This window comes from Alteromonas sp. ABM1_013, assembly GCF_056160505.1.
On record NZ_JBSWXH010000003.1, the window covers coordinates 314,869 to 327,635 of the forward strand.

General features: G+C 43.7%; 11 protein-coding genes and 4 tRNA genes. 12 read left to right on the top strand and 3 right to left on the bottom strand.

Annotation, left to right across the window (positions count from 1 at the left end):
• Positions 1-234: 234 nt before the first annotated feature.
• A complete protein-coding gene (locus ACXAGK_RS09745) occupies positions 235-537 on the top strand; it encodes a PilZ domain-containing protein (RefSeq protein WP_474856005.1) in 303 nt (100 codons plus the stop codon).
• Between the two features lie 201 nt (positions 538-738).
• Positions 739-993, top strand: a complete 255-nt coding sequence (locus ACXAGK_RS09750) for a DUF2061 domain-containing protein (RefSeq protein ID WP_474856007.1) — start codon at positions 739-741, stop codon at positions 991-993.
• Between the two features lie 109 nt (positions 994-1,102).
• Here ACXAGK_RS09750 and ACXAGK_RS09755 read toward each other — a convergent pair whose 3' ends face one another.
• Positions 1,103-2,296, bottom strand: coding sequence for a class I SAM-dependent rRNA methyltransferase (locus tag ACXAGK_RS09755; RefSeq protein WP_474856009.1), 1,194 nt, complete (start codon positions 2,294-2,296; stop codon positions 1,103-1,105).
• A 214-nt stretch (positions 2,297-2,510) separates the two neighbouring features.
• On the opposite strand from ACXAGK_RS09755, the gene ACXAGK_RS09760 reads away from it, so the two are divergent.
• A complete protein-coding gene (locus ACXAGK_RS09760) occupies positions 2,511-3,491 on the top strand; it encodes an NAD(P)H-quinone oxidoreductase (protein ID WP_474856396.1) in 981 nt (326 codons plus the stop codon).
• Between the two features lie 162 nt (positions 3,492-3,653).
• Here ACXAGK_RS09760 and rnhA read toward each other — a convergent pair whose 3' ends face one another.
• Positions 3,654-4,124, bottom strand: coding sequence for a ribonuclease HI (rnhA, locus tag ACXAGK_RS09765; RefSeq protein WP_474835520.1), 471 nt, complete (start codon positions 4,122-4,124; stop codon positions 3,654-3,656).
• 111 nt (positions 4,125-4,235) lie between these two features.
• On the opposite strand from rnhA, the gene dnaQ reads away from it, so the two are divergent.
• The 9 genes from dnaQ (at position 4,236) to ACXAGK_RS09810 (ending at position 11,023) form a co-directional block, all read left to right on the top strand.
• On the top strand, positions 4,236-4,955 hold the full coding sequence (gene dnaQ / locus ACXAGK_RS09770; RefSeq protein ID WP_474856011.1) for a DNA polymerase III subunit epsilon: 720 nt from the start codon (positions 4,236-4,238) through the stop codon (positions 4,953-4,955).
• A 54-nt stretch (positions 4,956-5,009) separates the two neighbouring features.
• A complete protein-coding gene (locus tag ACXAGK_RS09775; RefSeq protein ID WP_474856013.1) occupies positions 5,010-6,506 on the top strand; it encodes a TIGR03503 family protein in 1,497 nt (498 codons plus the stop codon).
• 216 nt (positions 6,507-6,722) lie between these two features.
• Positions 6,723-6,799: transfer RNA gene (locus ACXAGK_RS09780), tRNA-Asp, on the top strand.
• 30 nt (positions 6,800-6,829) lie between these two features.
• Positions 6,830-6,906 (top strand) — tRNA-Asp (locus tag ACXAGK_RS09785).
• A 30-nt stretch (positions 6,907-6,936) separates the two neighbouring features.
• Positions 6,937-7,013 (top strand) — tRNA-Asp (locus ACXAGK_RS09790).
• Between the two features lie 32 nt (positions 7,014-7,045).
• Positions 7,046-7,122 (top strand) — tRNA-Asp (locus tag ACXAGK_RS09795).
• A gap of 336 nt (positions 7,123-7,458) precedes the next feature.
• On the top strand, positions 7,459-9,012 hold the full coding sequence (locus ACXAGK_RS09800) for an EAL domain-containing protein (protein WP_474856015.1): 1,554 nt from the start codon (positions 7,459-7,461) through the stop codon (positions 9,010-9,012).
• An 87-nt stretch (positions 9,013-9,099) separates the two neighbouring features.
• Positions 9,100-9,810 (top strand): lipoprotein-releasing ABC transporter ATP-binding protein LolD, encoded by a 711-nt coding sequence (gene lolD / locus ACXAGK_RS09805; RefSeq protein ID WP_474856017.1) that lies wholly within the window; start codon positions 9,100-9,102, stop codon positions 9,808-9,810.
• The gene (locus tag ACXAGK_RS09810; RefSeq protein WP_474856019.1) at positions 9,797-11,023 is read left to right on the top strand and encodes a lipoprotein-releasing ABC transporter permease subunit; all 1,227 of its coding nucleotides are present in this window, start codon (positions 9,797-9,799) and stop codon (positions 11,021-11,023) included. Before lolD ends, ACXAGK_RS09810 begins: the two co-directional genes overlap by 14 nt.
• A gap of 317 nt (positions 11,024-11,340) precedes the next feature.
• On the opposite strand, the gene ACXAGK_RS09815 is transcribed toward ACXAGK_RS09810, so the two are convergent.
• A complete protein-coding gene (locus ACXAGK_RS09815) occupies positions 11,341-12,687 on the bottom strand; it encodes a dicarboxylate/amino acid:cation symporter (protein WP_474856021.1) in 1,347 nt (448 codons plus the stop codon).
• Between the last annotated feature and the right edge of the window lie 80 nt (positions 12,688-12,767).

The following is a 12,767-nucleotide window of genomic DNA, read 5'->3' on the forward strand; positions in this document are numbered from 1 at the left end:
AAAGCCCCGCAATGCAGCGTATTGTGGGGCCTAATTATTTGTACCTAATAAGCATACAGCCGTGCTGTTTTATCGATAATAAAAGATATTCGTCGAATCATTGAGGTAAGACCAATACTACTTTTGCAGCATTGTTGAATAAAAACTAGACAGTTCGATTGACAAGTTATCGCCATCAACCTATAACAACAATTGTAGTCGTCAGCGTAATGCTAAAAATCAGGAGAAGTAGACATGTTGGGATACGACGATAAGCGAAATTTTTTCAGGATGATGGTAAATTCGCCGTGTCAGTTGCAAATTACTGACGATGAGTCGAGCCGCACCATGCAGGCAATGTGCAAAGATATAAGCGCCACAGGAATGTCGTTAGAAGTTGACGAACCCTTAATTGAGGTAGGGACGCAAGTGAGTGTTGCTATAGAATCGTCTAGCTCGCAAATCCCTTCTTTGGCAGCGTTAGCTACGGTCGTACGCTGTGAACCAGAATCTGATTCAAGCTGTATTATAGGCGTTGAAATTTCTCAGATGAAATAGGTTATTCCCAGGTAAAAAGGCGAAATTAACCTCGCCTTTCCATCGCTATTACAAGCGTCACAAGTATTCGCTCGTCGCTTATCATTCAATAAAGCGAATAAGCCGTTCAGTTTTTTCTATTTTAATCTTTTCTCTCAATTGATAATAATTCTCATTAATGCGAAAGCAAACAGAATCTAAACTTTTGAGAGAGCGATAATTATGAAAAAGACAATTACCTTTGCTGTTATGCACTTTTCAGTAGCCTTTACTGTAGCCTACCTACTTACGGGCAGCTTAGTAGTAGGCGGTGCGGTAGCATTAGTTGAGCCAGCAATTAATACTGTGGCCTTCTATTTCCACGAAATGGTATGGAAAAAATTAGAGGACAAAGAGGCGGTTACTGAAGGGCAAACAAGTGAGTCTTCACAGCAACTATCGAATAGCTTTTCAAATAATATAAGCTTTGCTTCTTAAAATGTAAGGTTTATTGCTCGCTTTCTAAGCTATTTGCATAACCTATCGTTAATTCAATAAGTGAAAGCAGCGCCCAAGTTTCTATAACAACGAGGGCGCTTTTTCATTTCTAATCGTCGGTGACTTCACAAACTAGACCTTTCAAATAGTAGCCTTCAGGGTAGCTACCAATAATAGGGTGGTCAGACGCTTGATTTAGCCTTGCAATGATTTTTATAGTACGGCCAGCATCAAGGGCAGCATCGGCCACAACCTTCTGGAATAAATCGGCAGGCATAAGACCTGAACAGCTGAAAGTTAGCAGCAATCCGCCAGATTTAACAGCATGTATGCCGTACATATTAATGTCTTTATAGCCGCGGGCAGCACGGTTTAGTGTAGCTTTACTGTCAACAAACTTTGGTGGGTCGAGTATGACCATATCGAACTGTTTGCCCTTTTCGTGATATTCACGCAACGCTTTAAATACATCCTTGTTTACATAGTGCGCCTTATCTTCATCTAATCCGTTAATTGCTACATGATGTTTAGCTAAATCTAAAGCTGGTTGAGACACATCAACGTTAGTCACCGACTTGGCACCGCCCGAAAGGGCATAGCAAGAAAATGTGCCTGTGTAGCTGAAACAGTTTAGTACGTCAGCATCTTTTGCGTAGTGTGCTGAGGCGGCACGGCTATCACGCTGGTCGAGGTAAAAACCGGTTTTATGACCATGTTCAATATCAACAACGATATTAATGCCGTTTTCTTTTACCGTAACCTGCATGGGTGGCTCGCCGTGAAGCACGCCTGTTATCGCCTCTAATCCCTCTTTTTTGCGTACATCAACGTCACTGCGCTCATAGACGTGAACATCAGGCATTAGCTTGGTGATTGCCCATACTATCTTATCTCGGTGCTTTTCACCGCCAGCGCTTAGAAGCTGCACAACGGCAACATTGTCGTACAGATCTATAGTAATACCAGGAAGACCATCACTTTCAGACGCTATCCAACGAAACGCATTCGTTTTGGTAGGGTCAAACAAGCGCTTACGCAGCGTTAGCGCAGTTTCTAAACGGCGCAAGAAAAAGCCGTTATCAATGCTTTCGTCTTTTTTAAACGTCCACATGCGAACGCGAATTTTAGAGTTTGGAGAATATGCGCCTCGCCCTAACCAATCGCCTTCAGAGTCAAATACGTCTACCGTATCGCCAACCCGCGCACGGCCTTTTAGCTCAGCCACGGCGCTCTCGAAAATCCAAGGGTGTTTACGGCGAAGTGATTTATCTCTGGAGGGTTGTAATATGACCTGTGCTGACATGTAGGCTCTCGTGGTAGTTTAAACAATATATATTTGTTGTAAGCCAATCTGGATGCTTACGGTAATGGCCGCGATTATACGCATTTTCAAAGGTTCTGTGTTGAATATTATCTATGCCCACTGTTATAAACTTAGAAGAAACCCAAACTGATTGATAGAGAAGTACGTAGACAAATTACGAATAAAATTTTCAGACTAGGATTGGATGCAGAATATGCGCTATGTGGATTTTGAAAAGGGATGTAGCCCGAGCGAGTTGGTTGTTAAAGAATGCGACGGGTTATCGCTAACATCAGGAAAAGTAAAAGTAGAGGTAAAAGCATTCGGTGTAAATCGAGCAGATACGTTGCAGCGTCAAGGTAGTTATCCACCACCGCCAGGGGAAAGTGAAATCCTTGGGTTAGAGGTAGCAGGTGTTGTAACAGAAGTTGCCAGCGATGTTAGTACCTTTAAAGAGGGAGATGAAGTATTTGGTTTGGTCGCAGGTGGTGGCTATGCTACTGAAGTCATTGTTAATCCTGCCCACCTAATGATTATCCCTAAGGGCATGCCATTTTTTGAAGCAGCAGGTCTTGCCGAAGTTTTCCTTACCGCATTTCAGTGTTTACGCACCATTGCTCATATTAAGCCCGCTGAACGTGCCTTGATACATGGGGGCGCAAGTGGTGTGGGGTTAGCCGCCACTCAGCTATGTCGATATTGGGGTGTTCATAGTGCAGTAACAGCGTCAAGCCAAGACAAGCTTAACCTTTGTGAGAACAATGGCGCAGAGCATCTAATTAACTACAAACAGCAGCAGTTTGATGACGTTCTAAAAAAAGTATGGCCTGAAGGCGTTGATATGGTGCTTGATATGGTCGGTGGCGATTACCTTAACCGAAACCTCAAAGTGCTAAAGCAAGACGGCAAAGTAGTTTACTTGGCCATGCTAGCAGGACGGTATGCTGATAACCTTGATATGGCTTTGCTTTTAGGAAAGAGAGCCTCCATTATTGGTACAACACTGAGAAATCGAAGCGACGAGTATAAAGCGGACTTGATACGTGATTTCTCTAACGTATGTTTGCCCGCTTTTGAAAATAAAGAGCTAAATGTAAATATCGATACCCATTATAGTATTGATGATATCGATAAGCCTCATGCGCGACTAGAGAACAACGACACGCAGGGCAAGTTGGTCATTTCTTGGAAATAGTTCGTGGTTGAAAGCCTTGGTAAGCGCGCGTGTTAAAAAGCGCTTGATAATAGTTCGTGGTAGAAAGCCCTTAGTAAAAGCGCGTGTTAAACGTCTTCAGTAAAAGCCACGAGCGAGAGCTTCTAGTAAAGGCTCTCACTAAAGACGCTTTGCTAAGTTATTTTACTTCCCAACAAAACCTTCATCTGGCTTTGTTGGGTTCGCTTCTGCAGCACCGCGGGCAAGGTCATCACAACGCTCGTTTTCTGGGTGTCCTGAATGACCTTTCACCCAATGCCAGTTTATCTTGTGCTTTTTCACCGCTTCATCTAGCCGTTGCCACAAATCTGCGTTTTTAACTGGCTTTTTATCAGCAGTGCGCCAGCCGTTTTTTCGCCAGTTATGGATCCACTGATTAATACCATTTTTTACATACTGACTATCGGTAGTCAGTTCAACGTTGCAAGACTCGTTTAAGCTGTTTAGCGCTTCAATCGGGGCAAGCAGTTCCATACGATTATTCGTGGTGTGGGCAAAGCCATCGCTCAACTCTTTTCTATGCTGTTTGTAAATTAGTACAGCACCGTACCCGCCCGGGCCAGGGTTACCTAGACACGAGCCGTCGGTATAAATGTGAATGGTCTTTTGAGCCACAGCGTTTCCTTTAGTTTAACTCGCTTAATTTATCTTGTGTTTTCCCTTAGCGGATTGCAAAGGGGTTGATATACTATCAAAAAATGAAAGTGTAATTATAGTAGAGGTTCCATGCGCCAAATTGTTCTCGATACTGAAACCACAGGTATTGACCCCAAAGAAGGCCACCGCATTATCGAAATAGGGTGTGTTGAAGTTGTTAACCGCCGTTTGACGGGGAATCACTTTCACGTTTACATCAACCCGGGCCGGCATATTGAACAAGAGGCAATTGAAGTTCACGGCATAACCAATGAATTTCTTGCCGACAAGCCTACGTTTTCTCAAGTTGCCCAGGAGTTTGTTAGCTTTATCAAAGGGGCACAGCTCGTTATTCACAACGCACCCTTCGACGTGGGCTTCATGGATCACGAGTTTGGTATGGAAGGTTCAACAAAGGGCGTCATTACCAATCAAATCTGTGATGTACTTGATACGCTGACCCTTGCGCGCCAAATGCACCCTGGCCAGAAAAACAACCTCGATGCATTGTGTAAGCGCTATGGTATAGACAACAGCCACCGTACGCTTCACGGGGCTTTGCTGGATGCTGAAATTCTTGCCGACGTCTATTTATTAATGACCGGTGGGCAGACTAAGCTGAAATTGGCATCAAGTTCGGGTAATGATGCTGACTCAACCGCTATTCGCAGGGTCAAGCGAAGCGCAAATAAATTAAAGGTTATTAAAGCTACCGCCGATGAAATAACACAGCATGAAGCTCGCTTGGACATTGTAGAAAAAGCAGGTGGCAAATGCTTATGGCGTCCTCAGCCAGAAGAGGTGTCTTAGCCAAACACATTTAAATAGAAATAAAATAGCCAAACAGTGCAGGAGCAGCGTAGCGTGAGAGTGTGGTTTTCTTGGGGAATTGTTTTATCGCTTTTTATACACTTAAGCGCTGGCGCTCAGTCGCAAGAAGACGAGCGCGATGCCGCTAGGCAGCTCGCAGATAGCGCAATTCAAAACCCTCAGTCAAACAATCAAGATGTTGATACCTCACCCCTTACTGACTTGGGCGACAGCTATACAAACTCAATAAAGCTTTTACAAAACCGATTTCGGGTTGATTACAACGTTGAAGAAATCACCATGGTCTTTTTCAGAGAGTATGGCTCTGCACCGGTTGTACTTGTGAGACCAGATGGATCTAAGCTGTTTCAGGGGCGAGTGGACGAAGATAAAGTAGAGTGGTTCGATGCCGATACCTTCGACATGATAACCATTAAAAATCCTGTCCCCGGGCCTTGGCAAGCAGTGGGCCAAGTACTGCCAGAAAGCCGTGTGATGGTTATATCGAACATAGAGTTACATGCCGACCCTTTACCTGACGTTCTATTTGCCGGTGAAATTCTAAAATCTACGGCCTACCTTACAAATAATGGCGAGCCAATTGACAACAAGCAGTTTAGAGATGTAGTCGAGCTTGATATCGAATTTAAGAGCACAAACAATCCTAACTTCGGGAACTTTGGCACAGGCGATCAAAATATTGCTACGTTTCAAGACGACGGCCGAGGAATGGACGAGCGCCCCGGAGATGGTGTCTTTACCGGTCAATTTAATTTAAAGATAGCAGCGGGTGAGTGGAAGCCGGTTTTTCGTGTCATTACCCCCATGTATACCCGTGAGCAAGAAAATCAACCTATTGTCTTACACGACAACCCCGTTTCTATTGACGTAGAAATGAATGGCGGCGGTGACGGCTACCATAAGATCATAATTGATGTTGATCGAGAGCTAGTGGACATCGAATCCTTGCTTGTGGACGGAAAGGTAAAGTTCCCTAATGCAGACATGCAGAACTTTTCTTTGACCGAAGGGGGCAATGAGCCTCGCGAGCATTTAATTGTTGCCTATGAAGAAGGCATTTTTAGAGTAAAGATTACAGCATATGGAACAACAACGAATGGCAGAGATTTTATTTTAGATGTGCCTGAATTTAGTTTTGTTGCTGAGGGGCCGCAAGAGCCTGAAGTTGAAGACCCATTAATAGAAGGAAAAGACCCGATTGTTGATGGAAGTGCACCATTAGTTGCGCCACCTGATCTAAACCCTGCCGCTATGACGCAAAATGAAGAGTCCTCGCTAGAAGAAATGGATAGTGGAACGTTGACCATTATCTTGATAGCGGTTAATGGGTCAATTGTACTTATCGGTGTTATTGCTGCGGCGGTTATCATTTTTATGCGTAAAAAGCGTACGTCGCCTAAACCGTCGTCTTCACCGGCAAAGCAACCTCCAGCTACGACTGATGCCGATCTTTCTATGGAAGAAAAGCCGAAAGGTCTGAAAAAGTTATTTGGGATATTTAAAAAAGGGAGCAAACCGGAAAAATCCTAATGCATGTTTTATCACAGTTGTGATTATGCGATGTTAAATTGTTCACTTTGAATTTTATTTCGACATAATGTCTATTTAACAGGCAAAAAAACCGCAGATGACAATTTTATTAATAAAAAGCGTTGACTCCACATGGGGGAATACGTATTATCTGCGCCGCAGTCAGGGGACAGGGCAACAACAGTCAAGTCAACTCACTGATAACATTGAAGATGTGGAGCGGTAGTTCAGTTGGTTAGAATACCGGCCTGTCACGCCGGGGGTCGCGGGTTCGAGTCCCGTCCGCTCCGCCACTCTTTCAATGGTATAACTAAAAGGTCTTCGGAGCGGTAGTTCAGTTGGTTAGAATACCGGCCTGTCACGCCGGGGGTCGCGGGTTCGAGTCCCGTCCGCTCCGCCATTTAGTTATACAGCGCAATCTCGATTATGTGGAGCGGTAGTTCAGTTGGTTAGAATACCGGCCTGTCACGCCGGGGGTCGCGGGTTCGAGTCCCGTCCGCTCCGCCATTAATCGAACAATGCGCGCTTTTCATTATTGCGGAGCGGTAGTTCAGTTGGTTAGAATACCGGCCTGTCACGCCGGGGGTCGCGGGTTCGAGTCCCGTCCGCTCCGCCATTAATGATAAAGAGCCATATCAAGTTTTCATTTAAGTTATTTTCTCTCCCCTTAAGCCAAGAAAACAAAGCTTTAATTCTTATTAGCATCCTCTTTAGTTATTTTTTCCCGCAAAAGCATTTTTCGCATCTCGCATAATAGCCGTTATTAAAACGCGCCAGACAAATTTCATATCTGTATTTCCTTATCTTTTAAACCTTTCATTTTTATTTTCAAGAACCACACGTTAAGCATTAAAACTATCTAACAAACAGTAACATGTGCCCTAAAGTCGTAGTGTGTTTTTTTGAATCTGTACTACAGTTAGGACGTTAGAGTTTTACAACAACGGAAATTATGAATAAAAGCGATCAAAAACGGTATTTTCTGGCTGATAATTTAAAAGCGATTGGCGTTTCTCTGTTAAGCGTGGCCTTAGTTACATTTGTTCTTGCCATAGTTATGTTTGTGTTTGTTAGAGAACAAGAGGAAAGCCGTGCTAAAGAGATTTTAGATAATGTACGCGTTGTCTTTAGAGATGCAGAAATTACTCTCGATTATCTCAACGCACTGCCGTATCAGTCTTGTGAACTCGAAAATTTGGCAGAGATGCGCAAAACTCTTTTTCGCTCCCGTTTTGTCAAAGAAATTGGTTTCTATGAAAACGGCGCGTTGTTGTGTAGTACCTATCTGGGTATTCTTGAAGAGCCCATACAAGAGGCAACCCCCGATTTTTACACTCAGCTAGGGGATGCATTTTGGATAAATACGCCGCTGCAACTTTTCGATAAGCAAGCGACCGGTACAATAGTTAAACGTGGGCGCTATAACGCTGTGCTTGATATGGATAGCGTTATTGGCTACAGCTTTACCCAAGATTGGCAGCTTTTTTACAATGGTGATCATTTTTACCATATGGCAGGTAACCCAGGGCTTGTGGATACCACGCTTAGCCAAGATGACATGGAAGCGCGTACAGGGTATTTCTCATTGCAATTCATCTTGTGCGATGAGCGCTACAATAACACCTGTTTAAAAGTTAAATCTGACCACGGAAGGGTATTAGATTTACACACGGGTAAGATTGTCTTGTTCGTTTTCGCTATGCTGTTGACGGCCGCGCTCACGCACATGCTGGTGTTTAATTATCTACGTCGTCGACGCTCTTTGGAGTCCAGAGTAAGTAAAGGCTTAAAAGAGCATAAATTTTATAGTCTTTATCAGCCATTTGTCGATTTGGAAACGGGCAAAGTGATTGGTTGCGAAGTGCTAAGTCGCTTTGAAGACGAGTTTGGGCCTATTTATCCTGATGAGTTTATTCCGCAAATTAAAGAGCAAGAAATGACCTGGGAATTTACTGTCGATATGATTACCACTGCGATGAAGGAGCTTAATGAGAATCCTGATATCCCAAATGGGTTTAAAGTGTCCTTTAACTTGTTTCCTTTCGACTTTACAAGAGAAGACTGTTTAGACTTAGATTTTGCTCTGGAAATGAATGTTAAAAACTTCAAGTTGGTGCTGGAAATTACCGAAGATGAACAGATAGCAACTCATAGTGCGGTTAAGCATATTAAATCGTTAAAAAGTAAAGGGTTCTTATTTGCTATTGATGACTTTGGCGTGGGGTACTCTAACCTAAGCCAGCTAAAAACCTTGAACTGTGACTATCTTAAAATTGACCGAAGTTTTGTAATGGATATGGAGGACAACAGTATTCGTTCTTCGCTTATTCCACATATTGTTAGCATTGCCGAAGGGCTTAATGTCGACCTGATTGCAGAAGGCGTTGAGAATATTGACCAATCTAATGAATTAAAAGGTTTAACAATCGGCTACGGTCAAGGATGGTTGTTTGGCAAGCCTCAGTCTGCCGACGCACTCGCTAAAAGTGTCCAAGACACACAATAACGCGTTTTAGCGCTGTTATTTTTCAGTTGGTGTTGGTAGTGTTTAGCGCTACCATTCACCGTCTGGAAACTATAGAAGAACAGTCGCATGCAAGATGTGCTAATTTGCAGCAATATTAATAAAACCTATCAAGAAGGCAGTAATGCCACCCCCGTATTACACGATGTTTCTCTTTCGATAAAAGCTGGTGAACACGTAGCCATTTTAGGCAGTTCTGGTTCAGGGAAAAGTACGCTGCTACATATACTAGGCGGGTTAGATAAACCCTCCAGCGGCGATGTCGAATTTAACGGGAAATCTCTTGGCAAACTATCTGGCAATGCGCTAGCTAAACTTCGCAATGACGAAATGGGGTTTATTTACCAGTTTCATCACCTACTTGGTGAGTTCACGGCCTTAGAAAACGTTGCGATGCCGCTTAGAATAAGAGGGCTATCCACAAAAGCGGCCCATACTAAAGCTCAAGCTATGTTAGAAGAAGTAGGGCTTTCCCATCGAATGGATCATTTACCTTCAACCATGTCGGGAGGCGAGCGACAGCGTGTGGCAATAGCCCGTGCGTTGGTTACCGAACCTTCTGTGGTGCTTGCCGATGAACCTACAGGGAATTTGGATGATTCTACAGGGCAACAAATTTATAAGCTTTTGAAAAGCTTAAGCGAGAAAAAGGGGACAGCCTTTGTAGTGGTTACCCACGACACTACCCTTGCTGCGAAAATGGATAGGGTACTGAAGATTAAAGACGGCCGGTTAGCTAGCGAAGCATTGCCTGTGGAGGGTCAAGATGCTCGCCCTTGAATTGGCCAAGAGATTTAGAAAAACACGTTCCGAACAGCGCTTTATTTCGTTTATATCAATGTCGTCGACTATTGGTATTGGGCTTGGGTGCTTTGTTCTTATCGTGCTGCTAAGTGTTATGAACGGTTTTGAAAAAGAGCTAACGAGTCGCATTTTAAGCGTGGTTCCACACGGCGAACTATACAGTAAAAGCGAAAGTGGAATAGAGAATTTAGATGCTCAGCTTTACCGTTTTTCACAAGATAGCCGTATTGCATCGGTAACCCCTTACACAGGGCTAACAGGCATGCTGCAGTCAAAAGGCGAGTTAAAGGCTATTAGCGTTACCGGTATCCCAGTAAATCAGGTTGGTGATAAATACGCTGAAAGAGTAGCTAGTCAAGATTGGCTAAACTTTTCCAAGCAATCTAATGGATTGCTTGTTGGTAAAGGTATTATGTCTTCAATGGCGCTAGATGTGGGTGACACAGTTCAGCTATTGATACCTCAAACCACCCATGATTTAACCTTTAAGGCGCCACGTTCTATTACGCTGACTATTGCAGGGGTGCTATCTGTTGGTGGTGAGCTAGACAATCAGCTTGGGCTGATGCATTTAGCGACTGCGTCGGAAGCTATTGGTATTACCTCTAAAGCCCAGGGTATTCAGTTCACCCTTAACGATCCTTTTTCAGCATACGATACCATGCGAGATATTGGCTATAGCTATCCTCAAGCTGTTTATATGTCTGACTGGACACGTACTCAAGGGCATTTATATAACGACATTCAGCTTGTACGGTCAGTGGTTTATATTGCGCTTACATTAGTGATTGCCGTTGCTTGTTTTAATATAGTGTCATCATTGGTAATGGCGGTTAGAGACAAGCAAGCTGCTATTGCGATATTAAAGACAATGGGAGCCACTGACCGTCTAATTCGCAATACCTTTGTACTTCAGGGGGTTATTAACGGGGTTGTCGGCATTACCGTTGGCGTTGCGCTTGCCTTGTTGGTAGCACCAAACTTGTCAGATATTGTTCGTTTTATTGAAACGTTGTTAAATGTAGAAATTCTGTCTGGCGATATCTATTTTATTGATTTTCTACCTTCAAGCTTACACTGGCAGGACGTGGTAGTAACGGTTGTTGTAGCTATGTTTTTAAGTGTTGGGGCTACGTTGTATCCAGCGCAAAAAGCTGCAAAAGTGTCGCCATCTTCTGCGCTTCACTAGCTAATTACAAAATGAACTATTACAGGTCGATGATAGTTAGCTCATGCATCACCGACCCGTTACGCTCGGCAGAGTTGTGATTTTAGCAACATAGGCGAGGGATCCGAATGATATAGATGTTTATCGGAGCATTGTTCTAAGGACGGTGGTTCAGGGGGTTAACGTCTACAAGACTAGTGTCCATGGGAGAGTGGCTAGAAACAAGACCATCAATAAAAAGGCCAGCAAATTATGCTGGCCTTGTTTGTATTTAACTGCTGCTCTAATGCGCCACTCACACGATATGTACAGCGCACGCAGAGGGTTTGAACTCTATACTATTGGTTCTTTTCGAAGTGCTCGAAATCCACATCTTCTTGTTTCAAACCTGCTTTAGGGTCGTTATAAATACTCTCATCTAACGCGCCCTCGCTCTTAGCAACAACGCACGACACCATACAATCACCGGTAATATTTACCGCAGTACGGGTCATATCAAGTAGTCTGTCTACGCCGATAATAAGTGCTATACCCTCGACGGGTAAGTTTACCTGCTGTAAAACCATCGCCAGCATAATAAGGCCAACGCCAGGTACACCAGCGGTTCCGATAGAAGCAAGCGTGGCGGTCAACACTACCATCATATAGTCGCCAAGGCTCAAGTCGACAGCGTAAACCTGGGCGATAAACACCGTCGCCACACCCTGCATGATGGCGGTACCGTCCATGTTAATTGTTGCGCCTAGAGGCAGAGTGAATGATGAAACTGAATTACCCACGCCAAGTTTATTTTTTGCTGTTTCCATGGTCACAGGCAGGGTGGCGCTGCTACTTGACGTACTAAAAGCAAATAGGGCTGCGTCACGCATTTTTTTCAAAAGAATGACCGGGTTTAAGCCTGCCAAAACTTTAAGTAAAACAGAGTAAGTAACTAGGCCGTGAAGGATCAAAACGCCAAATACTAAAAAGAAGTACTTCGCCAGACTCAATATGGTTTCGCCGCCAATGGTTGAGAAGAGCTTCGCCATTAGTACGTAAACACCGTATGGCGCTAGGTTCATGATGATTGTCACTAAGCGCATGATTACCGTATTGATATCTTCAAAAATAGCGGTAAGACGTTTGCCTGCATCACCTGTCATCGCCATTGCTATACCGAACAGTACAGCAAAAACAATGATTTGAAGCATGTTGCCCTGTGCCATAGAGTTTATGGGGTTGCTAGGGAACATATTCACAATAACGTCTGACAGGCTAGGCGCTTCTTTCGCTTGGAACGAGGTTTCCGTGGTTAAATTCAGTCCGTCACCGGGAGAAACCACCAAAGCTATACTCATGGCTAGTGTTATGGCGATTGCGGTTGTGACAACATATAGCCCTACCGATTTTGCACCCAGTCTTCCCAACTTGCTCGGGTCTGATAAGGTACTAGTTCCACAAATAAGAGAAACAAAAACGAGGGGAACCACCAGCATTTTTAAGCTAGCGATAAATATTTGGCCGAGAGTGGAAAATATACCTTCAACAAGAATGTTATACGTTGAGAGCTCAAAACCGAATACCGAAAAAGTAAAATCTCCGCTATCATCAAACAATAATTGGAGAAAGACACCAGTCAAGATACCGGCAGCCATGCCGATAAATATGCGGGCGGTTAAACTATACTTATGTGCAGATGAAGACATTAATGTTTCCTGTGCATTTTTATATTTTTAATCTTTCGTAGTGTGCCAGATTCAGTTGATTTTTAAACATAAAAAACGAC